A 26063-nucleotide genomic window follows, 5' to 3' on the forward strand; every position below is an offset into this window, starting at 1 on the left:
GCATCTCGCCCTCAGGCTGGCCTGCGCTCGCGCGGCGCTGCTATCCGAAAGAGAGCAAAACGGGTGGCGCCCCACACCAGGCGGCTGCTTGCGTGCAACACCAGCCTGGCTGCTGTCGCCACGGCGCGCCCGCCCTGGGCCAGCGCCTGCAGCAAATCGCGCAGGGGTTGCACCACGCCACATTCCCATTCGGGCGTGGCGCCGGCGGCGGGCTGGCGGGTGGCCACGGTGGCCGCAGCGGCAACCGCCGCGCCCTCCCAGCAAAAGGCGGCGCCCTGCGCTGGCGCGCCCCCGGGCAGGCTCCAGGCTTCCATCACCAGATGCTGGCCGGCAGCAACGCTGAGCCGGTCGCCAGCTTGCAGCACCTGGTCGGCATCGCGGCTGGGCGCACCGGCCAACGGGGTGCCGCTGACCGTGACCCAGACGCGGCCTTGCGCAATCTCCAGCACGCTGTGCTGGCGCGGGTGCAGGGACAGCGCGCGGCCTGGGGTGAGTTTCCAGCAACCGGCCGCAGAACGGCCAGCCACAGCGGCGTGAACGGCGTGGGCGGATTGTTGCGATTCCAGAACGTTGCGGGCGGTCATGACGGACTCCTTGGGGTGTGCGAACAGGGTGTTGCAGAGCCTGAATAGTGATCCGAGTGCCCTACACAGTCCAATGAAAACGCGGTACGCTATTCATTCCGTCAATGCATGAATGCGGACCCCTCCGCCCACCCTGGCATGGCCTCAGCCGAATACTCCCCCGCCGTTCTTCGCACCCGCGCCGTTGCCACCGGCCACTGGCGCGCTTTTCTCGCCGTGGCGCGGCACCTGAACTTCCGCGCCGCCGCCGACGAGCTGGCGCTCACCCAATCAGCCGTGAGCCGGCAGATCCAGGCGCTGGAAGAGGAAGTGGGCGTGGCGCTGTTCCTGCGCCACACGCGCGCGGTGGAGCTCACCAGCGCCGGCGCCCAGCTACAGCGCGCCGTGGGCCCCGCACTGGAGCGCATGGACGCGGCTGTGCGCCTGGTGCGCCAGACGGCCGGGCGCCGCAGCGTGGCGATCAGCACCTGGGCCAGCTTTGCGTCGATGTGGCTGATCCCGCGCATGGAGGAGTTCCAGCGCGACAACCCGGGCATCGACATCCGCATTGATGCGAGCGATGTGCAGATCGACCTGGAGACTTCGGACGTGGACCTGGCCCTGCGCTACGCCATGCCCGGCGGCGCCACCCAGGGCGGGGTGCGCCTGTTTGGGGAGCAGCTGGCCGTGGTTGCCAGCCCCTGGCTGCTCAAAAGCGGTAAGCCCCTGCGCACGCCGGCCGATGTGGCGCAGTTCACCCTGATCGAGGCGGGCGACGCCCACCGCACGCACTACCTGGAATACCTGAGCTGGCGCCGCTGGTTTGACGCCCGCGACCTGGCCAAGCTGCAGCCCGAGCGCTGGCTGTACTTCAACTACGCCCACCAGATCGTGCAGGCCGCGCTGGCCGGCCAGGGCCTGGCGCTGGCGCGCATGCCGCTGATTGCGGATGCGCTGGCTTCGGGCGACCTGGTCGAGGTGCTGCCGGGCCACCGCATCGACTCGCCCCTGACCTACTGGCTCGTGGTGGGACCGCGCAGCGCCCAGCGGCCGGAGATCAAGGCGTTTTGCGCTTGGCTGCAGCTGCAGGCCCAGGCCACGCGCGAGGCCATCGGGGATGTGCCGGATCCGGATCTGAATGACAACCTGGATTGACAACAAAAAAGCGCTGGCCCGGCCCGGCTCAGCGCTTCTATTTTGATAGCTACTAACGCTTATATATCAAGCGCTAGCGGCCAGTTTGACCTAAAACTCAGGACAAAGTCACACGTGCAAACTTGCGCTTGCCCACCTGCAGCACGTAGGTCCCGGCATCGAGCTTGAGCCCCTTGTCGCTGACCACGCTGCCATCCACGCGCACGCCGCCGCCGTCGATCAGCCGGTTGGCCTCGCTGCCGGATGGCGCTAGGTTGGCCTGCTTGAGCAGCGCGCCAATGCCCAGGGGCGCGCCCGACAGGGCCAGCTCCGGAATCTCGTCCGGCACGCCGCCCTTGCTGCGGTTGATGAAATCCTGCTCGGCTGCATCCGCCGCCGCCGCGTTGTGAAAGCGCGTGGTGATCTCCTTGGCGAGCATCACCTTCGCGTCCTTGGGGTTGCGCCCGCCGGCGATCTCGGCCTTGAGCGCGGCAATCTCGGCCAGGCTCTTGAACGACAGCAGCGTGTACCAGTCCCACATCAGCGTGTCGCTGATCGACAGCACCTTGGCGAACATGGTGTTCGCTTCTTCGGTGATGCCGATGTAGTTGTTCTTGGACTTGGACATCTTGTCCGTGCCATCGAGCCCCACCAGCAGCGGCATGGTGAGCACACACTGCGGCTCCTGGCCATATTCTTGCTGGAGGTGGCGGCCCATGAGCAGGTTGAACTTCTGGTCGGTGCCGCCCAGCTCCAGGTCGCTCTTCAAAGCCACCGAGTCGTAGCCCTGCATCAGCGGGTACAAAAACTCGTGCACCGAGATCGACTGGCCGGTGGTGAAGCGCTTGTGGAAGTCGTCGCGCTCCATCATCCGGGCCACGGTGTACTTGGCAGCCAGCTGGATCATGCCGCTCGCGCCCAGGGGCTCGCTCCATTCGCTGTTGTAGCGAATCTCGGTGCGGGCCGGGTCCAGCACCAGGCTGGCCTGGCGGTAGTAGGTCTCGGCGTTGGCCTTGATCTGTTCCTTGGTGAGTGGCGGGCGTGTGCTGTTGCGGCCGGAGGGGTCGCCGATCAGGCTGGTGAAGTCGCCAATCAGGAAGATCACCTGATGGCCCAGATCTTGCAATTGCCGCATCTTGTTCAGCACCACGGTGTGGCCGATGTGGATGTCGGGCGCGGTGGGGTCCAGACCCAGCTTGACGCGCAGGGGCTGGCCCGAGGCTTCGGAGCGCACCAGCTTCTTGACCCATTCGTCCTGGGGCAGCAGTTCTTCGACACCACGCAGCGAGATTTCGAGCGCGCTCCTTACACCATCGGAGACCTCGGTTGTTGTAACAGCAGATTGATTCATAAGGGTTTTTTGGGATGTCTATACAGCATGCGCCGCTATACTCCAGCCCACATTGCTAAAGGCGGATTCTAGTGGGACCGCTGTTTCGACCTGTTTTTCACCACGCTGTCGACGGGCCACGCCCCGACAGTTTGTGCTCCTGGCCTCGCCCCGCATACGCACCGGGGGAGTTCCACGGAACCACGTTCACCCTGGGGATAGACCTTTGATTCACGGCTTGACCACCGCCAGCTCGGCTTTGCTTGACCGGCTGTCCCGCGCGATCCAACAACACCCTAAACGCATCACCGCCGCCGTTGCAGCCATTTTGCTGACGGGCGGCGGCGGCGCTTTTGCCGTAGCGTCCTTTGCCCCCGATCCGTCCGAACTGCCGGTGCGCATGGTGAGCCACCCCGTGGAATCGCTCGCTGCCAACCTGGTACTGGACGAACTCGACTCCCCCGGCTTCTCGCTGTACCGCTCCGAGCAGGTGCGCAGCAGCGACACGCCGGAGTCGCTGCTGCAGCGCCTGGGCGTGGCCGATCCGGCTGCCGCTGCCTTCATGCGCGGTGACACTCCTGTGCGACAAAACGTGCTCGGCCGCACCGGCCGTGTGGTGTCGGCAGAAACCACCGATGACCACCGCCTGGTCCGCATGACCGTGCGCTGGGTGCCGGACGACAGCGGCAACTTCCGCCGTTTGATCGTCGAGCGCTCGGGCAACAACAAATTCACCTCGCGCATCGAGACCGCCAAGATGACGGCCAGCAGCCGGCTGTCGGGTGGCGTCATCAACAGTTCGCTGTTCGCGGCGACCGATGCGTCCAACATCCCCGACGGCGTGGCGGTGCAGATGGCCGAGCTGTTCTCGGGCAACATCGATTTTCGTCGCTCGCTGCGCAAGGGCGACCGCTTCTCGGTGGTCTACGAAACCCTCGAAGCCGATGGCGAGCCGCTGAGCAGCGGCCGTGTGCTGAGCGCCGAGTTCGTCAACAACGGCAAGACCCACCAGGCGATCTGGTTCCAGGAGCCGGGCGCCGGCAAGGGCTCGTACTACACCCTGGACGGCGAAAGCATGCGCCGCGCCTACCTGACGTCGCCCGTCGAGTTCTCGCGCGTGACCAGCGGCTTCAAGATGCGCCTGCATCCCATCCTGCAAACCTGGCGCGCCCACCTGGGCACCGACTTCGCCGCCCCCACCGGCACCGCAGTGCGCACCGTGGGCGATGGTGTGATCGAGTTTGCCGGAGTGCAGAACGGCTTTGGCAACGTGGTCTTCGTCAAGCACCGCAACCAGCATGTCACCGTCTACGCCCACCTGAGCCGCATCGACGTGCGCCAAGGCCAGTCGGTAGAGCAAGGCCAGACCCTGGGCGCCGTGGGCGCCACGGGCTGGGCGACGGGCCCACACCTGCACTTCGAGTTCCGCGTGAACGGCGTGCACCAGGATCCACAGACCATCGTGGCCGCCAGCGACGCCGCCGCGCCGATCTCGGCCGCAGCGCGCCCTGCCTTCCAGCGCCTGGCGTCCAATATGCGCATTCAGCTCGGTGCTGCCGCCCTGATCGAGCAGGCCAGCGCAGAATAAGCAGATGCATCCCCCTGTGGCGCTGCGCGCCTTCCCCCTTCTCTCGGCTCGCGCCGGGAAGGGGGACGCCGCCAGCGCGGCGGGGCGGCCCTTGCGCGGCGGCCCCAAGCCCAGCCTGCGCCCTGTGCACACACCTCGGGCCCTTTCACGCGCGTGACGCCCTCTTCCAGCGCACCAGAGCTTTACATCGGCCTGATGTCGGGCACCTCGCTTGACGGCATCGACGGGGTGCTGGCCGACTTCTCGGGCCCGCGCATGGTGGTCACCCACCACGCCAGCGCGGCCTTCGCGCCCGAGCTCCGGGCCGAGCTGCTGGCCCTCAACACCCCAGGTATAGACGAACTGCACCGCGCCGCGCTGGCCGGCAACGCGCTGTCGCGCGCATACGCCGAGGTGGTCCACACGCTGCTCGCCCAGAGCGGCCGCCCCGCCACCGCCGTCCGCGCCATTGGCGCCCACGGCCAGACGGTGCGCCACCGACCCCAGGAATTCGACGGCACCGGTTACACGCTGCAGCTGGGCAGCCCGGCCCTGCTGGCCGAACGCACGGGCATTGCCGTGGTGGCGGACTTCCGCAGCCGCGATGTGGCCGCGGGGGGCCAGGGCGCGCCCCTGGTGCCGGCCTTTCACCAGGGTGTGTTCGGCCGCGCGGGCGAGACGGTGCTCGTGCTCAACATCGGCGGCATTTCCAACATCAGCGTGCTGGACGCAGATGGCAGCGTTCTCGGCTTCGATTGCGGGCCAGGCAATGCGCTGATGGACCACTGGTGCCAGCAGCACACCGGCCAGCCTTTTGACGCGGGTGGCGCCTGGGCCGCCACCGGCAATGTGCTGCCGGGCCTGCTGGCCTCGCTGATGCAGGAGCCGTTTTTGCACAAGCCTGCGCCCAAAAGCACCGGGCGCGACCTGTTCAACCCACCGTGGCTGGCCGCCCACCTTGGGGCCTTTGCGGGGGCAGCACCGGCGGATGTGCAGGCGACCTTGACGGAATTCACGGCCAGCGCTTGTGTATTAAGCATTTATAGCTATCAAAAAAATAGCAAATCGCTGGCGGTGTGTGGCGGCGGTGCACTCAATACCCACTTGATGGCACGCCTGCAGGCGCTGTGCCCCACCCTGCGCGTGGTGCCCACCGACGCCCTGGGCCTGCCCGCGCTGCAGGTAGAGGCCGCTGCCTTCGCCTGGCTGGCGCGGCAGGCGCTGACGGGGCAGCCGGGCAATCTGGCGAGCGTCACGGGGGCCACGGGGCTGCGCGTGCTGGGCGCTATCTACCCGGCGTAGGCGGGGCGCGCTCACACACGCTCTCATCGGTCGGGCACCCGTCTTCGCCCCCATGACATGCAGCGAGGCCCATGTGGGCGCGGAATTCTCAGGCGCAAGGAGTGTTCCCCCAAGGGCCCTAGACGGTCCCCGGCATCCCCGGGAGCGGGCTGATGGGCTCTTTCTTTGCCCCGCAAGGCACCCGCATCGTGCTGACTCCCGCACTGGCTTTCGCGGGAAACGACCGGACTTGAAGCCGTACCCCAAAAGAAAAAGCCGCCCGAAGGCGGCTTGTGGGGGGCAGCAGGGCGACCAGCGCCCTTTCGCGGTCAGGCAGAGAAGCTGGAGCCGCAGCCGCAGGTGGTGGTCGCGTTCGGGTTTTTGATCACGAACTGCGCGCCTTGCAGATCTTCCTTGTAGTCGATCTCGGCACCGACCAGGTATTGGTAGCTCATGGCATCGATCAGCAACGAGACACCATTCTTGGTCATGGTGGTGTCGTCTTCGTTGGTGATCTCATCAAAAGTGAAACCATATTGGAAGCCCGAGCACCCGCCACCCTGCACGAAGACACGCAGCTTCAGGTCAGGGTTGCCCTCTTCGGCAATCAGGTCCGCCACCTTGGCCGCCGCGCTGTCCGTGAACAGGATGGGGGCGGGCATTTCGGTCTGGATGTTCTCGGCAACTGCGCTCATGGGGGGTCCTTCCGGTTCTATATTGCGGTGAATAGTACTGCAGACCGCTCGGGAATTGCGTTCACTGGCCGTTAGACGCTAACTTGAGTGGGGGCTTTTCCTCCACCAGCACGGCCGCGGGGCACATCTGCCCGGCGATCATCGCGCCCTGGTGCATCTCGAGCGCCTTGTAATGCACATTCCCTGTGATCTTGGCCTTGGGCTGGAGTTCCAGCAGCTCGGCCGCATGCACCGGACCCACCACCTGCCCGTTGACGATCACGTGGTCCGCATGCACGGCACCCTCGACCCGGGCGCTCTCGGAAATCACCAGGATGCTGGGCTGCCCCGACGCGGCCCGGATATCGCCAACCACCTCGCCGTCGATGCGCATGCCTTCGACGAAGTGCACGTCCCCTTCGATCTTGGTGCCTTGCGCGATCAGGCTCTTGATGGGGGGCTGTTTCTTGCGGGAAAACATGGGCAAACTCCTGGAGAGATGGGCGTACGCCTCGGGTTACGAAGGCACACGCGAGATGGCGCGATGCGGGCCGCAAGAGCGAATTTCTTGCGACGGCCCTGGTTACGTATGTGTTGCCTGGGGCGAAGATGCGAGACCGCTTGGCGGGCCGTTATTCGACGGTCATGGCCTGGACCGCACGGACGGTCGTGCCCTCGAGCACGCGGGCGGTCACGGTTTTTACCACGGCGTTGGGGGGCAGATCGAGCACGCCCTCGATGCGCCGGTATTGCTTGACCTGCAAAGGCTGGCCCTGCGGCGGCTGGGTCTGAGTCCAGGGTTGGCCATCATGTGTGCCGGTCAACACCAACTCCAGCCGACCATTGAACTCCGGCGCATTGCGTGTCGCCTGGATCACGAGCACCTGCCAGCGCAGCTGCATGCCCCCCAGTACTTCGGCCTGCAGGCTGCGGATCGCCAAGCCTTCGGTCTTGGCCGCCGGGATCAGCTTCTCGAAAAACCCCAGGTCCTCGCGCAGCGTGCGGTTGTCTGCCTCTAATTGGCGCACCTGCACCATCAGGCTTTCCTTGGCAGCGCGCTCGGCCACCAGCAGGCTTTCGGCCGTGTGCGCTACGGTCTGCTGCGCCTGACCCTCGCCATGCAGGCGCGCCACCTCAGCGCGCAACTCCAGCAACTCATCCCGGGAAACGGTGTCCAGGCCTGCGATGGATTTTCCGAACTCGAAGGCCCACAGCGCCACCGCCGCACACAACCCGAGGACCACCGCCAGGGCCAGCCAGCGCAGGGGCCAGGGCAGCGCACTGCGGATCGCAACCCGGGGGGCGCTGATGGTCAGCCGGCGGCGCAGCAGGCGAAGGCGCATGGCTTGGTGGCGGGGTGGAACATGAGAATGACTCGCAGGAAAAAAGCGCACCTTAAACGAAAAAACCGCCCGGAGGCGGTTTTTGCTCTGCAAAGTAGCCCCGAAAGGCCACCTGCAAAATCGGAGTTCGCGTGAGCGGCCTCCGGGGCAGAACCAAAGCTTAACGCTTGGAGAACTGCTTGGCGCGGCGTGCAGAGCGCAGACCGACCTTCTTACGTTCCACTTCGCGGGCATCACGCGTCACGAAGCCGGCTTGGCTCAGTACGGGCTTGAGCGTCGCGTCGTAGTCGATCAGAGCGCGGGTGATGCCGTGGCGGGCAGCGCCAGCCTGGCCGGATTCACCACCACCGTGGACATTGATCATCACGTCGAAAGTTTCGCCGTGGTTGGTCAGCATCAGCGGCTGCTTGGCAATCATGATCGAGGTTTCGCGGCCGAAGTAGGACTGGATGTCCTTGCCGTTCACCGTGATCTTGCCAGTGCCTTTTTTCAGAAACACGCGGGCGACGCTGGACTTGCGACGGCCGGTGCCATTGTTCCATTCACCAATCATCTCAAGGCTCCTTAGATTTCCAGCACTTTGGGCTGCTGGGCGGTGTGGGGATGCTCAGCACCGCCATACACCTTGAGTTTCTTGATCATCGCGTAGCCAAGGGGGCCCTTGGGCAGCATGCCCTTGACAGCCTTTTCCAGCGCGCGGCCGGGGTGCTTGGCTTGCATGTCGCGGAAGTTCGTGGCCGTGATACCGCCGGGGTAACCCGAGTGGCGGTAATACACCTTGTCCAGGGACTTGGTGCCGGTCACCTTGATCTGGGCGGCGTTGATGATGACGATGAAGTCACCGGTGTCGACGTGAGGCGTGTAAATGGCCTTGTGTTTGCCGCGCAAACGGAGAGCAACTTCGCTGGCTACTCGTCCGAGGACCTTATTGGTCGCGTCAATCACAAACCACTCGTGCACAACCTCAGCGGGCTTGGCGCTGAAAGTAGTAGTCATGAGTTTCTCTTTATGCAGAGGGTTTGGCGGGTCCTTTTCCACGGTCGGTGCTTCTCTGAAGGAAGCCTCTTAGGTGGCATGAAATCTTCGCCGCGGGACCACAAAAGCGCTGCGAAGCCCACGATTATACGAATTTACCTATCTATGGCGCAAGCTTGGGTCGCAACGGGCCCATTTCGCCCTCCCCTGGCGCCCGGCAGCAGCTAGTTGGGGGTTTGACGGCGGCGCTGCTCTTCGGCTTCGTAGCGGCGGCGGTTCTCCACGCAGATGGGCTGGTTGGCCTGGGAAGGCTTCTGGCATTCCTGGTGAACGCACATGGGGCGGGACAGGAAATTAGCATCCGCGCAGGCTTCCTGCGGGCTGGGCGCACGTGGCGCCGGGCGGGGGCGGGGTTCTGCCACCACGGGAGGGGGCGGTGGTGGCGGCTCCTCATGCACCACGGCCGGAGCCGCGGTGGGCTCTGGAGCGGTCCGCTTCGTGCGCGGGTTGGTGCGCGGCGCCGAGGCAGTCACGAATGCCGGCGTGGGCGCGGAAGCCGCAGTCACAGCCGCCGCCGCTTCTACCGAGGCAGCAGCAGCAGGGGCATCGGCGGGCGCTTCGGCCAGGACCAAGGGCTCGGCGCTCGAAGCCGGCGCTGCGGGACGCTCCGCCATCTCGGTGATGATGTCGTCCTGGGGCGCCTTGTTGCTCTGCGCCCAGCGCAGCCCGGCGGCGGAGGCCACCACCGCAAAGACCGCCACCCCCAACCAGACGACGACTGGCGAACGCTTGCGCGACTTTGGCGACTTATGGGCCGGGCGATGGGCCTCCCGCTCGGTAGGGCGCGGCTGCTGCTCGGCTGCATGCCGGGCGTTGCCAGCGGACAGATGGTGCCCGTCAGGGTCGTCGTAGCGCGAATCCTCGGCCACGACCGTGTCGCCGGCATCAATGAAGACCGTATCCCCTGCATCGGCCACCACGGTGTCAGGGCCTCCGAGCACCACCGTGTCTCCGCCCACATCGGCGGCGTCGGTCGGATCGCCGTGCGCGTCCGACCCGGGGGTGCCGTGGGCGGCCGCCCGCTGTGCTTGCGCCTGAATCGCCGCCACCGCATTGGCCGCAGAGGTCACGTCCACCGTAGGCGTGACGAGCCCTGGGCCGGGCCGGTCCGCGGGCTCGACCCAGATGTCGCCCAGGTCCGCCCTGAAATCGAAATGCTCCACCCCTTCAGGAGCGGTGGTCATCTCCATGAGCAGCAGGAACTCGTCGATGTTCTGTGGCCGGTCTTCAGGCCGCAGGGCCAGCGATTTGGCAATGGCGGCCACGAACGGCGCGGAATAGTCCACGCCAAACTGGCGCTTGACGGTCCTGGCAACGCGCGAGAACGACACCATGCGGTCGCGGATGGAGCGCAGCGTGGCGGGTAGCGGCGTGTCGTTGCACAGGCAGCCATGCATCACGGCGGCCAGCGAATACAGGTCGCTCCACGGCCCCTGGCGCAGCTCTTCGTCCCCATCGGAATATTGCTCAATGGGCGCGTAGTTCACCTTGAGCACCGCCGTGTGCTTGCGGTCCTGGTCATTGATCGCGTGGCGGGCAGCGCCCAGATCCAGCAGCACCGGGGGACCGCTGTCCTGCAGAAAAATATTGTCGGGAGAAATGTCCCGGTGCAGTGTCTTGCCATCGTGCAGCACCCGCAGGGCACCCAGCACCGACCAGAGCACCTTGCGCAGCCAGGCCTCCGAAGGCGGGGTGCGCATCTGAGCCCGGGCCTGCTTGAAGGTCATGCCGGTGTACAAGGGCATGACCATGTAGGCCGTGTTGTTCGCCTCCCAGAAGCGAAACACCTTGACCAGGGAGGGGTGGTCAAACTGCGCCAGCAAGCGCGCCTCGCCCACAAAGGACGCCAGCCCGGCATGGAAGGTCTGCTGGTCGGACGAGGAGCGGACCCACAGCGACTGCCCCTCGGAGCGCCCTGCCAGCGCAGACGGCATGTACTCTTTGATGGCCACGGCGCGGTGCAGCGAATGGTCAAACGCTTTGTAGACCATGCCAAAACCGCCGACCCCCAGCAACTCCAGGATCTCGAACTCAGCCAGGCGGGTGCCGGGAAGCAGCGCATCCACGTGGCTGACACCGCTGGCAGAGGCTTGGCTGGAACTTGCGATCATGGTGAAAAGGGCTTGGCGTGGCGTGCGGGCGTCAACAAAACGGGGGTTCAGCGGGCGCCAGGGCCACCGCAGACGCGATGATGAAGCATGCCAGCCGCGCTACAGAAACAAAAGACGTCCTGTCTGCCAAAAACATCACGTGGGCTGTCAGACAAACCCCAATTGTGCCGTGCCCGGGTCCGAGACACCACCCAGAGCCATGACGAAAAGGCATCCGGTCATGACGGCCGGGGCACCCGATCGACCTGAGACCAGGGTCATTTTGGCGCAGCCAGGACCGTCTTCCATCGCACCGCGCCCATTGCGCCGCACAAGGTCCCTGTCCTGTGTGAGAAGCACACTCGTTACCATTGGGGCATGTTCAGTTATCGCCACGCCTTCCACGCAGGCAACCATGCCGATGTGCTCAAGCACACGGTCTTGATTACCGCCTTGCAACACCTTACCGAGAAAGACGCGGCTTTGACCGTGCTGGACACCCACGCTGGCGCGGGCCTGTACCGTCTCGATGGTGACTACGCCAACACCAGCGGCGAGGCCGCCGATGGTGTCGCCCGCCTCTTTGCCCCTGAGGCGCCAGCCCTCACTCCGGCCCTGCAAGCCTATGTAGACCTGATCCGCGGCTTCAACCAGGGCAATGCGCTGCGGATTTACCCGGGCTCCCCTTTCATCACCCAGCGCCTGCTGCGCGAGCGCGACAAGCTCAAGCTCTTTGAACTGCACCCGACCGACCTGCGCTCGCTGGCAGGCAACGTGGCGCAGTTGGAGGCCGGCCGCCAGGTGGCCGTGCTGCACGAAGACGGATTCGAGGGCATCAAGAAATTTTTGCCTCCACCCGCCCGCCGCGCTTTGGTACTGTGCGACCCCAGCTATGAAATCAAGAGCGACTACGCCAAGGTGCTCGACATGGCGGCGGATTCGCTCAAGCGCTTTGCCACTGGCACCTACGCGTTCTGGTACCCCATCATCCCGCGGCCTGAGGCCCACGACCTGCCCCGCCGCCTGAAAACGCTGGCCACCAAGGCCGGCAAAAGCTGGCTGCACGCCACGCTCACGGTCAAGAACAGCAAGCTCATTGAAAACGCCGCGGGCGACATCAAGCGCCCCGGTCTTCCGGCCAGCGGCATGTTCCTGATCAACCCACCCTTCACCTTGAAGGCCGCGCTGAAGGCGTCCCTGCCGCAAATGGCAGAGCTGCTGGCGCAAGACAAGCACGCGACGCACACGCTCGAGTCCGGCGGTTAAGCACTGGCGCACGCCCCCTGCGGACGACCGCCGCGCGCAGCCGGCGTCCAGGGCACGCCGTCAGGGCTCGGGGCAATCCTGCTCGCCGTCCGGCAACGCAAACAGCTCCACAGGCTTGAGCCCGAGGCCGATCATTCCCAGCGCATCGGCGGCGGCCCGGCTCAGGTCGATGACCCTTTTGCCGGTGTGCGGGCCACGGTCGTTGATGCGAACCACGACCGTGCGTCCATTGACTTTGCTGCGCACGCAGACGAGGGAGCCGAAAGGCAGTGTGGGGTGCGCCGCGGTCAGTGCCCGCATGTCAAACAGCTCACCGCTGGCGGTGCGGCGCCGATGGAACTTGCCGCCATACCAGGAAGCCAATCCCACCTGGTCGGCCAGGGCGCGCGATGCCGAAGTGGCGGATACCAGACCTTCGGCAAGACCAGGGGCAGTCTCTTCGGCGGCGGGAATCGGGGGACGCAAGGGAGTATCTGAGGGCGCTACCTTGGCCGGTGCGGCGGGGCGGTGGACGGCTGCTGGCTTCTTGGCCTCAGGTGCCGGGCCGTGCGGCTTGTCTGCCACAGCAGGCTCGACGGACGCGCAGCCCGCCACCACCACACAGCAGGCCAGCGCCATCACCCGCACGCCCAGGACCCAGGCGGCAGCACATCCTGCGGCCGCCTGCTTTGCGGCGGCCCGACGCGGCGCGCGATCATCCCGCCGTTGCATCAGATCCCCAGCCTGCGACAGATCTCCAGCGTCGCAGTGCTCTGGTTCATCGTGTAGAAGTGCAGCGCCGGTACGCCCGCAGTGCGCAGCCGGTCGCACAGGTCGGTCACCACATCCAGGCCAAAGGCCTTGATGCTGGCCGTGTCGTCGCCGAAGGCCTGCAGGCGCAGGCGGATCCAGCGCGGGATCTCGGCGCCGCTGGCGTCTGCAAAGCGCATGAGCTGCGTGGAGCTCCCGATCGGCATGATGCCGGGCACTACCGGCACGTTGGCACCAAACCGCTCTGCGTCTTCCACAAAACGGAAATAGGCGTCGCTGTTGTAGAACAGCTGCGTGATGGCCGAGTCCGCCCCGGCACGCACCTTCGTCACATAGGCCTGCAAGTCCGCATCGGGCGATTTCGCCTGGGGGTGCACCTCGGGATAGGCCGCCACCTCGATGTGGAAATCGCGGCCGGTTTCTGCACGGATGAACGCCACCAGATCACTTGCGTAGTGAAACTCGCCCCCCGAGCCGTAGCCGCTGGGCAAATCGCCGCGCAGGGCCACCAAGCGCTTGACGCCCATGGCCTTGAGCGTGGCTAGCTGCTCCCGCACGGACTCGCGGGTGGCGCCGATGCAGGAGAAGTGCGACGCTGCACTCATGCCCTCGGCAAGAATTTCGCGCACAGCACCAAATGTGCCTTCCTGCGTAGAGCCCCCTGCGCCATAGGTGACCGAACAGAAATCCGGCTTCAGTGCGTACAGCTGCTGGCGCGCGGCGCGCAGCTTTTCGACGCCTTCGGGCGTCTTCGGGGGAAAGAACTCGAGGCTGACCGGAAAACCGGTGCCTTGTGCGTTACCAGCTGTCATGCAGCCCTCCTCGCATAAACAAAAAATTCACGGTTGCCGTCGCCGCCATCAATCGGGCTGGGGAGCCACTCGCTCACCGTCAATCCCGACTCGGCGCAGCAGTCGCGGATGCGTTTTTCGACCACCGCATACAGCGATTCGTCACGCACGATGCCGCCCTTGCCCACCTGTCCAGGCTGCAGTTCAAACTGCGGCTTGACCAGCATCAGCAGCGCGCCGCCTGCCTTGAGCAGCGGCACCAGGGCTGGCAGCACGAGGGTGAGCGAGATGAAGGACAGATCGCCGGTGACAAAGTCGAACGCGGGCGTGATGTCTACGGCTTCCCGCCCCGCCTGGCGCTGGCGCCGGGTGGGCACAACGCCCTCGGCCCGGGCACGGGCCTTGGCCGCGCGCTCGGCCTTGAAGGCCTCGACGTCCTGCTCCCTGGCGTCGTCGCTGTCGTCATACGCCTCGTCCACCTCGCCACCGTTGCGCATCCAGGCATACGGCGCCACGGGCAGGGTGTCGTTGTCGTCGACGTCGGTTTCCACGTGTTCGGACAACGCCTCCTCGCAGGCATCCTGCAGAGATTGGGCGGTCATGGCGCGGGCGTTCAGCCCTTCTACGCCCACGACGCGCGGGTCGTTGCGCAGGCGTTCGTGCAGTTGGCCGTGGCCCACGTCCACCCCGATCACCTGAACCGCGCCATGCTGCAGCAGGCAGTCAGTGAAACCGCCGGTGCTCTGACCGACGTCCAGGCAGCGCAAGCCGTCCACCGCGAGGCCTGTGGCCTTGAGCGCGCCCTCCAGCTTGAGGCCACCGCGCGAGAGGTACTTGGCCTCGGCGCCGTCCAGCAGCTCGACCTGGGCAATATCCGGAATGTCGTCGCCGTTCTTGGTCACCTTCTGCCAGGGCATGCCGGGCGACAGGCGCCATTGCACGCCTGCTGCAATGAGCCGCTGGGCTTGCGAGCGGGTCGCGGCATGGCCGCGCTCCACCAAATACACATCTGCGCGCATCGCGCCCATCCTTTTTTTTAATCAAATAGGCCGCCAGCGCTTGATTGATAAGCGTTGGTAGCTATTATTTTTATAGCAAACAAGCTACAGCAGGTTCAAGCCCCGCTGCCGACTGTGCATTCACGCTCAGGCGGGCTGACGGTGCCGAGGCCGTCGAAACGCCCTCCGAACCCGCACCCCCACCCGCCGCGCGCGCGCCCTATCAATAGCGGTAGGTGTCGGGCTTGTAGGGCCCTTGCTTTTGTACGCCGATGTACGCAGCCTGCGTATCGGTCAGCTCGGTCAGCTGCGCGCCGACCTTCTTCAGGTGCAGGCGGGCAACCTTTTCGTCCAGGATCTTGGGCAGCACGTACACCTTGCCGGCTTCGTAGTCGCCCTGCTTGGTGAACAGCTCGATCTGCGCGATCGTCTGGTTGGCGAACGAGCTGCTCATCACGAAGCTCGGGTGGCCCGTGGCGCAGCCCAGGTTCACCAGGCGGCCCTTGGCCAGCAGCGTGATGCGCTTGCCGTCCGGGAAGATCACGTGGTCCACCTGGGGCTTGATTTCTTCCCACTGGTACTTCTCGATCGACGCGACGTCGATCTCATTGTCGAAGTGGCCGATGTTGCAGACGATGGCCTCGTTCTTCATCGCCACCATGTGCTCGTGGCGGATCACGTCCTTGTTGCCGGTCGTGGTCACGAAGATGTCGGCCTTGTCGGCGGCGTATTCCATCGTCACGACCTTGAAGCCTTCCATCGCGGCCTGCAGGGCGTTGATGGGATCGATCTCGGTCACCCACACCTGGGCGCGCAGGGCAGCGAGCGCCTGGGCGCAGCCCTTGCCCACGTCACCATAGCCCGCCACCACAGCAACCTTGCCGGCGATCATCACATCGGTGGCGCGCTTGATGCCGTCCACCAGGGATTCGCGGCAGCCATACAGGTTGTCGAACTTGCTCTTGGTGACCGAGTCGTTCACGTTGATCGCGCGGAACAGCAGCGTGCCCTTGGCGGACATTTCGTTCAGGCGGTGCACGCCGGTCGTGGTCTCTTCGGTCACGCCGATGATCTCGGCCGACTTGCGGCTGTACCAGGTGGCGTCTTCGGACAGCTTCTTGCGGATGGAGGCGAACAGGATGCGCTCTTCTTCGCTGGCACCGTTGCCGGCCACCAGGGACGCGTCCTTCTCGGCGCGCTGGCCCAGATGCATCAGCAACGTGGCGTCGCCGCCATCGTCCAGAATCATGTTGGGGCCTTCGCCCGGCGTGCCCTTGGCACCGAAGTCGAAGATGCGGTGGGTGTAGTCCCAGTACTCTTCCAGCGACTCGCCCTTGACGGCAAACACCGGCGTGCCGCCCGCAGCAATGGCGGCGGCAGCGTGGTCCTGCGTGGAGAAGATGTTGCAAGAAGCCCAGCGCACATCAGCGCCCAGCGACTTCAAGGTCTCGATCAGCACAGCCGTCTGGATAGTCATGTGCAGCGAGCCGGTGATGCGGGCGCCCTTCAGGGGCTGGGCGGCAGCGAATTCCTCGCGGATCGCCATGAGACCGGGCATCTCGGTCTCGGCAATTGCGATTTCCTTGCGGCCCCAGGGGGCCAGGCCGATGTCGGTGATGACACAGTCGGTGTTGACGGGGGCGTTGACGCGTGCGTTCATGATGGTTTGCTCCAAAGCATGTTTGAAAAAACCACTCATCGGGGGATTGCCGGGGCTCACCACACGAGAAGTGGTTGAGCGTCGTTGCTAGATGACTCCGAGCCTCACGCCCCGCCAGTGCTGGGGACGCTGCAACGCTCCTCGGATTCCGGCATTTTATGACATCCCGCGAACCGGACCACCGCCGCCACCCAAAGGGGGCCATTTCGCACTTGTGTGTTGCCAGCGCTCCTACAGGCAGCCGCCGCATTGCTCGCTGTAATTCAAAGCGTGCTCCGGCCCCATCGCAAGCGCCGGCCTCCTCAACCTTACGCAGAAAGTGCTTACCCATGAAAAACCTCATTGCTCTGACCATCGTTGCGGCCAGTTTTGCCGGGCTGACAGCCTGCGACGTGAAGAAGACCCAGGAAGGCAACGTGACCGTGCCCAAGTACGAAGTGGAAAAGACCCAGTCGGGCGACGTCACGCTGCCCAAGTACGACGTGAAGACGCCCGACGTCAATGTGACCACTGAAAAGAAGGTCATTGAGGTTCCCAAAGTCGAGGTGACGCCCGCCAAGTAACTTCTGGCACAAGTGGGGCGCCGTCACGGCCCCCACTCCCTTGGCACACGGCGCAGGGATAATCGCGGGATTCCAGCTATTTATCGCGCTGCGCTTCTGTGCGCCGCCTCTGCCTGCATGTCCGCACCGTTCCTTGCCGAAACCCAGCGCCGCCGCACCTTTGCCATCATTTCCCACCCCGACGCGGGCAAGACGACGCTGACCGAAAAGCTGCTGCTGTTCTCGGGCGCAATTCAAATCGCGGGCGCCGTCAAGGGCCGCAAAGCCAGCCGCCACGCCACGTCGGACTGGATGGAAATCGAAAAGCAGCGCGGCATCTCGGTGGCCTCGTCGGTCATGCAGATGCTGTACCGCGAGCGCGTGATCAACCTGCTCGACACCCCGGGCCACAAAGACTTCTCTGAAGACACCTACCGCGTGCTCACCGCCGTCGACTCGGCGTTGATGGTGATCGACGCGGCCAACGGTGTGGAAGCGCAGACCCGCCGACTGATCGAGGTCTGCCGCCAACGCGATACGCCCATCATCACGTTCGTCAACAAGATGGACCGCGAAGTGCGCGACCCGCTGGACATCCTCGACGAAGTGGAGCGCGAACTGGGCATGCCCTGCTGCCCCATCACCTGGCCCGTGGGCCAGGGCAAGAGCTTTGGCGGCATCATCAACCTGCGCACGCAGACCATGACGGTGTTCACCCCTGGCAGCGACCGCGGCCCGAAAGACTTTGAGGTGGTGCCGCTGGCGGAAGCCGACCGGCTGCGCAAACGCTTTGGCCAGTCATTTGACGATGCACTGGAGAGCATGGAGCTGGCCGTGGGCGCCTCGGCAGCCTGGAGCCATGAAGACTTCCTGGCCGGCAAGCTCACACCCGTGTTCTTCGGCTCGGGGGTGAACAATTTCGGTGTGATGGAAGTGTTGGACGCCGTGGTCGACATGTCGCCGCCGCCGGGCCCGCGCGTGAGCACCCTCGAAGTGAACAAGCAGCCGGTCGTCAAGACCATCCAGCCCGAAGATGCAGGCTTTGCCGGCGTGGTGTTCAAGGTGCAGGCCAACATGGACGCCAACCACCGCGACCGCATCGCCTTCGTGCGCGTGGCGTCCGGCAAATACATGCCCGGCATGAAGCTCAAGGTGCAACGCACCGCCAAGGAGCTGCGTCCCACCTCGGTAGTCACCTTCATGTCGCAGCGCCGCGAGGCGGTGGAAGAAGCCTACGCGGGCGACATCATCGGCTTTACCACCCATGGCGGCGTGCAGCTGGGCGACACCATCACCGACGGCGCCAATTTGCAGTTCACCGGCCTGCCTTTCTTCGCGCCCGAGATGTTCATGACCGTGGTGCTCAAGAACCCACTGCGCACCAAGCAGCTGCAGCAGGGCCTGGCCCAGCTGGGCGAAGAAGGCGCGATCCAGGTCTTCAAGCCCGACGCTGGCGGCAACATGCTGCTCGGCGCCGTGGGCCAGCTGCAATTCGAAGTGGTACAGCACCGGCTCAAAGCGGAGTACGACGCCGATGTGCGCCTGGAGGGCTGCCAGTACACCGGGGCACGCTGGATCACTGCGGATACCCCGGCCGATTTGCGTGCCTTCACCGACGCTTACCCGCTGCGCCTGGCGCACGATGCGGCGGACACGCTGGCGTATCTCTGCACGTCACCGTATGACGTTCGGCTGGCGCAAGAGCGGTTTCCGAAGATTCATTTTCATCCGCTGCGGGAGCATGCGGGGTTGGCATTGCAGGGCGCTTGAATCTGGACATATTCTGTAACCAAGAAACAATTTCGACATTGCTTTGGCACGTAAAATGTTTCCGCAGTTCAACGTCACTTTGTGACCGCAGAGCAAATCACTGATTAACTGATTGAATTTATCCAGGATAGTCGACGAGACTGCGAAGTACCACCAGCCTTAAGCACCCTGCATAGGGATGGCAGGCAAGAAAATCGATCTACCTGTTCGAGTCCATTCACTCAGCAATATTCATTCTTCAGTTACGCCGCGAGGTGCTGCACTGCCATACGTCGCACCGTGGCGTTGCCACAGACATCACTGTGGCTAACTACATTTTCTTATCACAAAGTTATTCTATGCCGCAGAAAAGCATTGTGGCGCCAACTCTTTCAAATGACCGGTTTCCCTGGCATCCATTTACGGTATTCCTGGGACTCTTGGTGCTGGTGTATGGCAGCTGGTTCATAGCATTCTGGCCTGGCGTTCTTGGCGAGGATAGTCTAGCGATACTGCGCGAGATCGAGAACCCGTCTAAACATCACTCAGGCAAGCCAGATTTCTGGTTCGCATTTGTACGCCTCATGTACGAAAGTACTCGACGTGTCGAGGTGCCGATAGCATTCCAGCTGACATTTACCGCTTGTGTTTTCGCGCGGCTTTTGGCTTGGCAATGGCAACACGATCTTCCGAAAATTGCGGTAGTGCTATTGCTACTGGTCTGTGCCGCTCCTCAGATGGTGTACTTCGCCGGATCGCTTTATCCGGACGGTATTTACGCTGTGGCGGCTACAGGGTTACTCTTCGAAATTTGGCGTGTTGTACGGGCCAATCGGGTTGACTTTGCCGGGCTGGCGTTCATAACCATGACGTTACCTTTCGCAGCCTTTGCTCGCCCCAATGGCATTGTTTTTCTGCTGCCTGTCGTTCTGGCCATCTGTTGGCTACGCGGCCTTGGGCGAATTCTCTTAGCCGCAGTGACTCTGCTCTGGATTGGGCTAAATGCAGTGGCCGATACGGGCCGACAATCTACCCCCACTCACGGCGTGCTATTCCCGTTGGCTATTTATGAAACCGCCAATTTCTTACAACCTCGGCCCATGAAAATTTGGACGCCCTCGCCGCGCGTGGCCCCGGAAACCATTCAGCTTTTACAGAGCCATGGCATATATGAGAAGGTCATAGAGTACTACGACCCCGACTATTGGGACCCACTCCTTTTTCGCGCGGATGGCCCGCGTGTGATGAGCATGCCGGAGGCTGACCGCGATGCTATCGTTAAGCAGTTTTTCACTTATAATCTTTGGCGCAATATTCCAAAATTTGTTGGCAGCCGAGTAAATGTATTTTTAGTAGCCGCCCTGGCGCAGGGAGGTCTTCCTGGGCACCATTACGCGCCATTCATACTCGAGCAAATTGATTCGCATTCCATCTTTCGCGCATGGCATTGGAAGAAAGGAGAATCTGCCCTATTTTCGTTATACGAATGGTCTGCGAAATGGCGCTGGCTACTATGGACGCCGCTCATTGGAGTCGGACTCACGTTGTGGGCCACCATAGCCGGTTGGAGGCAGCGTGATCGAGCACTCCTTCTCATGGCGGTTCCTATGGCAATCCAAATTGGGGCCATAGGGTTTTTTTCTATTGCTGGAGAATACCGTTACCTCCTGCCTTTTTTTATATTACCTGTTGCCATCGTTCCTGCGATCCTCCGAGCGGGCTCACCGACTAATTTATCGGAGGAACTAGAGATTATATGACTCCAGAAAAATTCAACCCTTATTTTTATATCCAATCTCGCTAAGGATGTCCTGCACCAATCCCTGAGCACTGTGATTGTTCAAGCCTGACGCCAAGACAATACGTGCAGCGAACCATTCTTAGGCCTGCAATACAGTCAAGCGGACGCCGAAGACAACAGCCTTTTCAGCGTAGACATGCAGGAAGAACATAGCACAGATGGTCACGCTGTTTGCGCGGTGCAATCTGTGGACGGCAAGCACAAGTTGATGGACTGCATAGGGCCACTTGTCTCCGAAGACTGCGGCACTAAGGGTATGTAATTTTTGGCTTAATTGAATAGCATCCGATATCGCCCGTCAGAGGAGAATAGCCTCCCGCGCCCATACAGTTTCAAGGGTTACCACTTTCTGCAACCTGCTTTTGCCATCGAGCAGTGACGTGTAGCTTTGGTCAACCCGCACTAGCATCACGAGTGCGAGAACAATACGAGAAATTCCTTTGCTATCGTTAGGAGAAGGGTATGTAGAGCTATTGATGAGTGACGTTTATGTTACCTACAGCGCATTCCGGACGATCTCATGCTCAGCATTGCGATGCATGCTGCCAATACCACCCATTGGGTGATCCCGAAGCGCAGGTTTTGGCAGGTGTGGCCATATACCACCTTAGTCCTATGAGGGTCGTGGCGCTTCCCAGCTCAGCGCTCTTACCGGCTCGCAACTCGAAAAATCCGCACGCTCACCTAGAATCCCCAACTTTCCGCCAGCCCCACTGACCTCCCAGGCATGACCCCTGCTCTCAGCTTCTACACCCTGCTCTGCGTCCTCTGCATCTCGATCGGCCAATTGCTCTTCAAGAAGGCTGCCGCAGGCCTGCCAGCAAGCCTTTCCCCTCTGGGGCTGCTGCAGAACGGGTGGCTCATCGCAGCGCTGGCGCTGTATGGGATCACCACGCTGGCGTGGATCTGGATATTGCGTCAGGCGCCGCTGCATCTGGCGTATCCGTTCATGGGACTTGCCTTCGTAATTGTTCCTACGTTGGCTTGGCTGCTCTTGGGCGAACCTATCGGGTGGCGCACCCTGGCCGGGGGCGCGCTGATTCTGGCCGGAGTAGCACTGGCGTCCACTAACTGAAGCACCCCATGCGCATAGCGGTCGCCATTCCTTGCTACAAAGTAACCCAACATGTACTGGACGTGATAGCGGCCATCGGCCCCGAGGTCGAGGCTATTTACGCCGTAGATGACGCCTGTCCAGACGCTAGCGGCAGGTTCATCGAGGAACGCAACCGGGACCCCCGTGTACGGGTGCTCTACAACCCTGAAAACCGCGGTGTGGGCGGCGCCGTCATCACCGCCTATAAAGCCGCCATTGCCCATGGCATGGACATCGTGGTCAAGATCGATGGCGATGGTCAAATGGATCCCGCACTTCTTCAGAAATTCGTGCGCCCGTTGCTGCGTAAAGAGGCCGACTACACCAAGGGCAACCGCTTTTTCCGACCCGAGTCGGTGCAGGGCATGCCCCCGGTGCGTTTGTTCGGAAACGCCGTTCTGTCGTTCATCACGAAACTCAGCTGCGGGTACTGGAATGTGATGGACCCCACTAACGGCTACACCGCCGCCCGTACTTGTGTACTGGCTGAATTGCCATTGGACAAGCTTGAGCAGCGTTACTTCTTCGAAACAGACATGCTGTTCCGCCTCAACACGTTGCGTGCGGTGGTCAAGGACATACCGATGGATTCGGTGTATGCCGACGAGGAATCGAATCTCAAGATCGGCAAAGTACTGCCGGAATTTCTGCGAAAACATGCTTCCCGCTTGTGGCGGAGATACGTGTACAGCTATCTAGTGCGGGACTTCAACGTCGGGACGCTTTACAGCATTTGCGGTACTTTGCTCCTAATCGCTGGCGGAGCGTTTGGAGTCCTCCAATGGTTTGATAGTGCACGCTCTCACAATCCAGCCACGAGCGGCACAGTTATGCTGGCTGCGTTACCTGTGCTCATAGGGATTCAGTGCCTGATTGCCTTTCTGCATTACGACGTCGGCAACCTGCCTACCGAGCCCCTGAGCAAATCACTTGAACCAGTCCCGCCGAAACTTCCTAAACAGAGCGACTGAACAACACACCGCTCGATAAGCCGTATTGATCAGGCATTCCTGAGCGTCGTACGCGGTACTCCCGATAGGACGCTTCAGTGCTCCCGTATCCCCTGCTCCATTCCTTGATGCGCCATTTTTTAACCCGCCCGATGGCACGTTTCCTTGTGCTGCTGCTGCTGCTGGTGGGTGTCTATGGAGCATGGCTAGCCACGTTCTGGCCGGGCGTGTTGGGTGAGGACAGCGTGGCCGTCCTGCTTGAGGTACAGAACCCCGAAGCGTTCCGCTCCGGAAAGACGGTGGTGTGGTACTACTTCGTCAAGCTGCTCTACGGGACAACCGCCAGAGTGGAGGCCCCGGTCATCGCTTCGCTGTTGATCTGCGCAGCCCTGCTAGCCCGGATGCTGGCTTGGTACTGGGAGCACAGACTGTACAAAGTGTTCTGGTTTGCTTTGTTTGCCATAGCACTGGCGCCGCACATGATTTACTTCATGGGGTCACTTTACCCGGATGGTCTCTTTGCCGTGGCTTCGGCAGCTATGCTCTTTGAAGTCTGGCTGTGCGTGAAGCGCAGAACGGCGTCGACAGCGTCCTTGTCAGTACTGGCCTTGGCATTGCCATTTGCCGTCTTTGTGCGGCCCAACGGGCTAATTCTCCTAGTCCCGGTGGCACTTGGCGCGTTCTGGATGGAAGGTCGCGGCCGCGTTTGGTGGGTTGCGATCACGGTCTGCTGGTGCGCCATCGTGTCGATCGGCAACCAACTCCATCGTACGACCACTCAAGAGACTCAGTTTCCTTTGGCGGCATTCGAGACAGCAGGCTTTTTGCAGAAGCGCGCCATGAACGAATTGTGGAAGCTATACCCCCACATGAACGATCCATGGGTTCTCGCAGCGCCCAAGGTTTCACAGCCCTCAATCGAGGCCTTGAGCCGCCAGCATTCGCTTGAGAAGATCCAACAGTACAGAGACCCGGTGTATTGGGACATGCTCGTCTTTCACCCAGAAGGGCCTCAGGTTGGCGGGCTTTCTACGGAAGACAAACGCATCGTGGTTCGCGAGTTCTGGACATATAACTTGTGGCACAACCTTCCGGACTTTGTCGCCAGCCGCGTCAATGTATTTCTGTCTGCTGCGTTGGCCCAAGGCGGTTTCCCGTCCTTGTCTTACGCTTCGAACGTGCTGCCACGCGTGAGCTCGGAATCCACGTATCGCATTTTTCAGTTGGAGGAAGCGGAACACTGGTCACACAAAATACATGCGAAGAGCTACCGATGGCGATGGGTATTATGGACGCCTTGGCTTGGATTTGCACTCTTGCTTTGGGCTGCTGGCCGGTGCATCCGGTGCATCGACGTGCCCGTTTTACTGATCGTGTTTCCAATGATCCTTCAGTGGGGCGGCGTCTTCTTCTTTTCAATCGCAGGGGAGTACCGCTATCTCCTGCCATTTTTTACGCTCCCGCTTGCACTCCTTCCTGCCATAAGCAGTGCCACAAAGAATGCTGGCCTGGACAGTGCGCATAGAGTCGGTAACCCCCTTCCGCCACTTGATCCCCATGCGATCCCGCCGACTTAAACCCGTCTCGATATTTGTTGCCTTGGGAGCGTGTTTGGCAATTGGCGCCATCACAGAGTTAGCGGCGCAAACGATCCCCAATAGGCAGCGCGCCCCTTTGATTCTTGCGCCTGTTATCGAGGGGCTGCACATGTGTGACGAAGCAGCAATGGACCGCACGTTGAGCAGCGCGTATGACGTCGAAGCTCGATGCAGAAGCATGGGAATCAGTGGGGCGGCGGCCCTCAGCAGGCTGTTAGAGACGCTGGAACCCGGTGGCCCCAAAGGACGTGTGCAAGTAGGCTTCACCGCGACACTGCCACTGTTGGGACTCTACCGGCCAACCAGGGATGGATGGGAAATCGACGAGGCGCAACTCGACAACTTTCTGCGAGTCATTCGGGACGTCAGGCGACCAGTGGTGCTGTATTTACCAGCAGACCACTTCGACTCTTTTGGCCCTCTGAGCCGGGAACTGCTGAAAGACCCCGAAAACCTTCTTCAATTGCAGGGCGGCAGGCCTCTGGACTTGAACTACTTCGGCTACCAAGTCATCCCCTATACGCTGCAAACCGACCCCAAGCTACCGGTCAATCGGTATCGCTATGCCGCCTTGGAACACGTATCCCGCAAATTGCGAGCACTGCCGCCAGACGTGCAGAAGCGGATTGTGGCCATTACGTTCATGGGCGAGTTACACCATATGTTTCCGGATTTCGAGAACGGTATGGGTGCATTCAAGGAGGTCCGAGTCACCGACTACAGCCCTGCTTCCATCCAAGGATTCCGCTCTTGGCTGCAAAAGAGATTTCATACGGTGCAGCGGCTCAATATCGAAATGGGGCTGAAGCTCGCCACCTTCAGCAGGGTGGAGGCTCCATCCAAGGACGGGCGCAAGGAGAAACTCGCACACTTTAGCGAACACTACGACGCGTTCGCGGGAGGCAATCTCACTGTGGCAGGATGGGTTTGGGATCCCCACAACACAGTTCAGCAGTTGGATCTATTTGTGAACGGCAAGCACGTCGGGCCGATGGAACGCTATCTCAACCGCTTGGACGTTTACCGGGCAGTGGACGCCGTGACTGACCCGAATGTCGGGTTTCGCTTTCGTTATGACTATTCCGCGCTACCACTGGGCCGATACAAAGCGCAGGCGGTGGCGACCTCCGGCGGCAAGCAATATCTCCTTGGCGAAACCGAATTTGTTGTAGCCGCCCACGGGCGGCCTTCAGTCCCCTTGCAAACTGTGGCTGGGCTGACATCCCTACCTCTGGCCACTGAGAAACTTCCGGGACTGCGAGCCTGGTTGGATCTGCCAACTTCGGGAGGCGATGTTTACTACAACCCGCTAGCCCGCCTCTGGAACGAATACAGAGAGTGGCAAGTGCAGAGCCTGCTGAGAGAGTTTCACCACCGCGCCCTGCGTTCAGGCTTGCCCGCAAATAAGCTGTTTTCACACCAGATCATGCCGGGCGTGAACTCGTCCTGGAATGCCCAACTCCTCAGTGCCGATCAGACCCTTAGAGGCTCCATGCCCTGGAAGCAGGGCATCAACATGTACGGGGGCGCAACGAGCAGCCCATGGATGCGCCAATATCTGGCGAAAGAACGCATCACTGATTACGGCGTTCCAGAATTCCATCCGCAACAATGGAAATCCTCCACTGCTCACGCCAGGGCCCTGCAGGCGCAATACGACCAAGGCGCAAGGTTCGTAAGCCCCTACTACTTTTCGATTGTGCCCAAGCGTTTTGCCAATACCTTTGCCATCAATCGCCTGGAACTGAACCCTGAAAACAAGCAGGAAGGTTCAGATCAGTTGTACCGCGCGTTGGTTGAATTTGCAAAGAAGTAGCCCGGTGCCTGCACGCAGGCACGCACACA

At 62.3% G+C, this 26063-nt stretch carries 23 protein-coding genes and 1 riboswitch; of the genes, 11 read left to right on the top strand and 12 right to left on the bottom strand.

The window, feature by feature from the left end; genetic code table 11:
• Window positions 1-11 precede the first annotated feature (11 nt).
• Window positions 12-584, bottom strand: coding sequence for a DUF2917 domain-containing protein (locus ACSQ3Q_RS20915; RefSeq protein ID WP_436136250.1), 573 nt, complete (start codon window positions 582-584; stop codon window positions 12-14).
• Window positions 585-722: 138 nt separating this feature from the next.
• Here ACSQ3Q_RS20915 and ACSQ3Q_RS20920 point away from each other — a divergent pair, with 138 nt between their 5' ends.
• Window positions 723-1718 carry a LysR substrate-binding domain-containing protein gene (locus ACSQ3Q_RS20920; protein WP_436136251.1) on the top strand — a complete coding sequence of 332 codons (996 nt, stop codon included), beginning with the start codon at window positions 723-725 and terminating at the stop codon, window positions 1716-1718.
• Window positions 1719-1815: 97 nt separating this feature from the next.
• On the opposite strand, the gene tyrS is transcribed toward ACSQ3Q_RS20920, so the two are convergent.
• Window positions 1816-3048 carry a tyrosine--tRNA ligase gene (gene tyrS, locus ACSQ3Q_RS20925; RefSeq protein ID WP_436136252.1) on the bottom strand — a complete coding sequence of 411 codons (1233 nt, stop codon included), beginning with the start codon at window positions 3046-3048 and terminating at the stop codon, window positions 1816-1818.
• Window positions 3049-3253: 205 nt separating this feature from the next.
• Between tyrS and ACSQ3Q_RS20930 the strand changes: the two genes are divergently transcribed.
• Window positions 3254-4615, top strand: coding sequence for a M23 family metallopeptidase (locus ACSQ3Q_RS20930; RefSeq protein WP_436136253.1), 1362 nt, complete (start codon window positions 3254-3256; stop codon window positions 4613-4615).
• Window positions 4616-4768: 153 nt separating this feature from the next.
• Window positions 4769-5896, top strand: coding sequence for an anhydro-N-acetylmuramic acid kinase (locus ACSQ3Q_RS20935; RefSeq protein WP_436136254.1), 1128 nt, complete (start codon window positions 4769-4771; stop codon window positions 5894-5896).
• 308 nt (window positions 5897-6204) lie between these two features.
• On the opposite strand, the gene erpA is transcribed toward ACSQ3Q_RS20935, so the two are convergent.
• The 6 genes from erpA to ACSQ3Q_RS20965 all read right to left on the bottom strand — a co-directional run bounded on the left by erpA (window position 6205) and on the right by ACSQ3Q_RS20965 (window position 11038).
• On the bottom strand, window positions 6205-6570 hold the full coding sequence (erpA, locus tag ACSQ3Q_RS20940; protein ID WP_008907234.1) for an iron-sulfur cluster insertion protein ErpA: 366 nt from the start codon (window positions 6568-6570) through the stop codon (window positions 6205-6207).
• Window positions 6571-6631: 61 nt separating this feature from the next.
• Complete coding sequence (locus tag ACSQ3Q_RS20945; protein ID WP_436136255.1) at window positions 6632-7030, bottom strand: bactofilin family protein; 399 nt, start codon at window positions 7028-7030, stop codon at window positions 6632-6634.
• A gap of 151 nt (window positions 7031-7181) precedes the next feature.
• Window positions 7182-7892 carry a DUF6776 family protein gene (locus ACSQ3Q_RS20950; protein ID WP_436136256.1) on the bottom strand — a complete coding sequence of 237 codons (711 nt, stop codon included), beginning with the start codon at window positions 7890-7892 and terminating at the stop codon, window positions 7182-7184.
• Between the two features lie 160 nt (window positions 7893-8052).
• Window positions 8053-8445, bottom strand: a complete 393-nt coding sequence (rpsI, locus tag ACSQ3Q_RS20955) for a 30S ribosomal protein S9 (RefSeq protein ID WP_436136257.1) — start codon at window positions 8443-8445, stop codon at window positions 8053-8055.
• Window positions 8446-8456: 11 nt separating this feature from the next.
• Complete coding sequence (gene rplM / locus ACSQ3Q_RS20960; RefSeq protein ID WP_056162827.1) at window positions 8457-8888, bottom strand: 50S ribosomal protein L13; 432 nt, start codon at window positions 8886-8888, stop codon at window positions 8457-8459.
• 203 nt (window positions 8889-9091) lie between these two features.
• Entirely contained in the window at window positions 9092-11038 is a 1947-nt protein-coding gene (locus ACSQ3Q_RS20965; protein WP_436136258.1) for a serine/threonine protein kinase, read from the bottom strand.
• Window positions 11039-11395: 357 nt separating this feature from the next.
• Here ACSQ3Q_RS20965 and ACSQ3Q_RS20970 point away from each other — a divergent pair, with 357 nt between their 5' ends.
• Window positions 11396-12283, top strand: a complete 888-nt coding sequence (locus ACSQ3Q_RS20970) for a 23S rRNA (adenine(2030)-N(6))-methyltransferase RlmJ (RefSeq protein WP_436136259.1) — start codon at window positions 11396-11398, stop codon at window positions 12281-12283.
• 60 nt (window positions 12284-12343) lie between these two features.
• Here ACSQ3Q_RS20970 and ACSQ3Q_RS20975 read toward each other — a convergent pair whose 3' ends face one another.
• The 4 genes from ACSQ3Q_RS20975 to ahcY form a co-directional block, all read right to left on the bottom strand.
• Window positions 12344-12994, bottom strand: a complete 651-nt coding sequence (locus tag ACSQ3Q_RS20975; RefSeq protein WP_436136260.1) for a septal ring lytic transglycosylase RlpA family protein — start codon at window positions 12992-12994, stop codon at window positions 12344-12346.
• The gene (gene metF, locus ACSQ3Q_RS20980) at window positions 12994-13845 is read right to left on the bottom strand and encodes a methylenetetrahydrofolate reductase [NAD(P)H] (protein WP_436136261.1); all 852 of its coding nucleotides are present in this window, start codon (window positions 13843-13845) and stop codon (window positions 12994-12996) included. Before metF ends, ACSQ3Q_RS20975 begins: the two co-directional genes overlap by 1 nt.
• The gene (locus ACSQ3Q_RS20985; protein ID WP_436136262.1) at window positions 13842-14843 is read right to left on the bottom strand and encodes a TlyA family RNA methyltransferase; all 1002 of its coding nucleotides are present in this window, start codon (window positions 14841-14843) and stop codon (window positions 13842-13844) included. The genes metF and ACSQ3Q_RS20985 overlap by 4 nt, the downstream gene beginning before the upstream one ends.
• A 202-nt stretch (window positions 14844-15045) precedes the next feature.
• On the bottom strand, window positions 15046-16482 hold the full coding sequence (gene ahcY / locus ACSQ3Q_RS20990) for an adenosylhomocysteinase (protein WP_436136263.1): 1437 nt from the start codon (window positions 16480-16482) through the stop codon (window positions 15046-15048).
• A gap of 69 nt (window positions 16483-16551) precedes the next feature.
• Window positions 16552-16631: riboswitch (S-adenosyl-L-homocysteine riboswitch) on the bottom strand.
• Window positions 16632-16811: 180 nt separating this feature from the next.
• Here ahcY and ACSQ3Q_RS20995 point away from each other — a divergent pair.
• The 7 genes from ACSQ3Q_RS20995 to ACSQ3Q_RS21025 all read left to right on the top strand — a co-directional run bounded on the left by ACSQ3Q_RS20995 (window position 16812) and on the right by ACSQ3Q_RS21025 (window position 26034).
• Complete coding sequence (locus tag ACSQ3Q_RS20995; RefSeq protein ID WP_436136264.1) at window positions 16812-17045, top strand: hypothetical protein; 234 nt, start codon at window positions 16812-16814, stop codon at window positions 17043-17045.
• Window positions 17046-17162: 117 nt separating this feature from the next.
• A complete protein-coding gene (locus tag ACSQ3Q_RS21000) occupies window positions 17163-18794 on the top strand; it encodes a peptide chain release factor 3 (RefSeq protein ID WP_436136265.1) in 1632 nt (543 codons plus the stop codon).
• A gap of 302 nt (window positions 18795-19096) precedes the next feature.
• Window positions 19097-20533, top strand: a complete 1437-nt coding sequence (locus ACSQ3Q_RS21005; protein WP_436136266.1) for a hypothetical protein — start codon at window positions 19097-19099, stop codon at window positions 20531-20533.
• A 768-nt stretch (window positions 20534-21301) separates the two neighbouring features.
• Window positions 21302-21649 (top strand): EamA family transporter, encoded by a 348-nt coding sequence (locus ACSQ3Q_RS21010; RefSeq protein ID WP_436136267.1) that lies wholly within the window; start codon window positions 21302-21304, stop codon window positions 21647-21649.
• Between the two features lie 8 nt (window positions 21650-21657).
• The gene (locus tag ACSQ3Q_RS21015) at window positions 21658-22641 is read left to right on the top strand and encodes a glycosyltransferase family 2 protein (RefSeq protein ID WP_436136268.1); all 984 of its coding nucleotides are present in this window, start codon (window positions 21658-21660) and stop codon (window positions 22639-22641) included.
• A 131-nt stretch (window positions 22642-22772) separates the two neighbouring features.
• On the top strand, window positions 22773-24197 hold the full coding sequence (locus ACSQ3Q_RS21020) for a hypothetical protein (protein ID WP_436136269.1): 1425 nt from the start codon (window positions 22773-22775) through the stop codon (window positions 24195-24197).
• Window positions 24178-26034: a hypothetical protein gene (locus ACSQ3Q_RS21025; RefSeq protein WP_436136270.1), complete on the top strand. Its 1857-nt coding sequence runs from the start codon at window positions 24178-24180 to the stop codon at window positions 26032-26034. Before ACSQ3Q_RS21020 ends, ACSQ3Q_RS21025 begins: the two co-directional genes overlap by 20 nt.
• Window positions 26035-26063: the final 29 nt, after the last annotated feature.

Origin of the sequence: Acidovorax sp. LjRoot129 (assembly GCF_964253765.1) — a bacterium.
Lineage (GTDB): Bacteria > Pseudomonadota > Gammaproteobacteria > Burkholderiales > Burkholderiaceae_C > Acidovorax.

Coding starts and splice junctions, on each gene's coding strand:
- rpsI (WP_436136257.1), bottom strand. CDS start 8,445: ATGATTGGTGAATGGAACAATGGCACCGGCCGTCGCAAGTCCAGCGTC.
- ACSQ3Q_RS21000 (WP_436136265.1), top strand. CDS start 17,163: ATGTCCGCACCGTTCCTTGCCGAAACCCAGCGCCGCCGCACCTTTGCC.
- ACSQ3Q_RS21025 (WP_436136270.1), top strand. CDS start 24,178: ATGCGATCCCGCCGACTTAAACCCGTCTCGATATTTGTTGCCTTGGGA.
- ACSQ3Q_RS21020 (WP_436136269.1), top strand. CDS start 22,773: ATGGCACGTTTCCTTGTGCTGCTGCTGCTGCTGGTGGGTGTCTATGGA.
- ACSQ3Q_RS20975 (WP_436136260.1), bottom strand. CDS start 12,994: ATGCAACGGCGGGATGATCGCGCGCCGCGTCGGGCCGCCGCAAAGCAG.
- rplM (WP_056162827.1), bottom strand. CDS start 8,888: ATGACTACTACTTTCAGCGCCAAGCCCGCTGAGGTTGTGCACGAGTGG.
- tyrS (WP_436136252.1), bottom strand. CDS start 3,048: ATGAATCAATCTGCTGTTACAACAACCGAGGTCTCCGATGGTGTAAGG.
- ACSQ3Q_RS20920 (WP_436136251.1), top strand. CDS start 723: ATGGCCTCAGCCGAATACTCCCCCGCCGTTCTTCGCACCCGCGCCGTT.
- ACSQ3Q_RS20945 (WP_436136255.1), bottom strand. CDS start 7,030: ATGTTTTCCCGCAAGAAACAGCCCCCCATCAAGAGCCTGATCGCGCAA.
- ACSQ3Q_RS21015 (WP_436136268.1), top strand. CDS start 21,658: ATGCGCATAGCGGTCGCCATTCCTTGCTACAAAGTAACCCAACATGTA.
- ACSQ3Q_RS20950 (WP_436136256.1), bottom strand. CDS start 7,892: ATGCGCCTTCGCCTGCTGCGCCGCCGGCTGACCATCAGCGCCCCCCGG.
- ACSQ3Q_RS20970 (WP_436136259.1), top strand. CDS start 11,396: ATGTTCAGTTATCGCCACGCCTTCCACGCAGGCAACCATGCCGATGTG.
- ACSQ3Q_RS20985 (WP_436136262.1), bottom strand. CDS start 14,843: ATGCGCGCAGATGTGTATTTGGTGGAGCGCGGCCATGCCGCGACCCGC.
- ahcY (WP_436136263.1), bottom strand. CDS start 16,482: ATGAACGCACGCGTCAACGCCCCCGTCAACACCGACTGTGTCATCACC.
- ACSQ3Q_RS20915 (WP_436136250.1), bottom strand. CDS start 584: ATGACCGCCCGCAACGTTCTGGAATCGCAACAATCCGCCCACGCCGTT.
- ACSQ3Q_RS20965 (WP_436136258.1), bottom strand. CDS start 11,038: ATGATCGCAAGTTCCAGCCAAGCCTCTGCCAGCGGTGTCAGCCACGTG.
- ACSQ3Q_RS21010 (WP_436136267.1), top strand. CDS start 21,302: ATGACCCCTGCTCTCAGCTTCTACACCCTGCTCTGCGTCCTCTGCATC.
- metF (WP_436136261.1), bottom strand. CDS start 13,845: ATGACAGCTGGTAACGCACAAGGCACCGGTTTTCCGGTCAGCCTCGAG.
- erpA (WP_008907234.1), bottom strand. CDS start 6,570: ATGAGCGCAGTTGCCGAGAACATCCAGACCGAAATGCCCGCCCCCATC.
- ACSQ3Q_RS20995 (WP_436136264.1), top strand. CDS start 16,812: ATGAAAAACCTCATTGCTCTGACCATCGTTGCGGCCAGTTTTGCCGGG.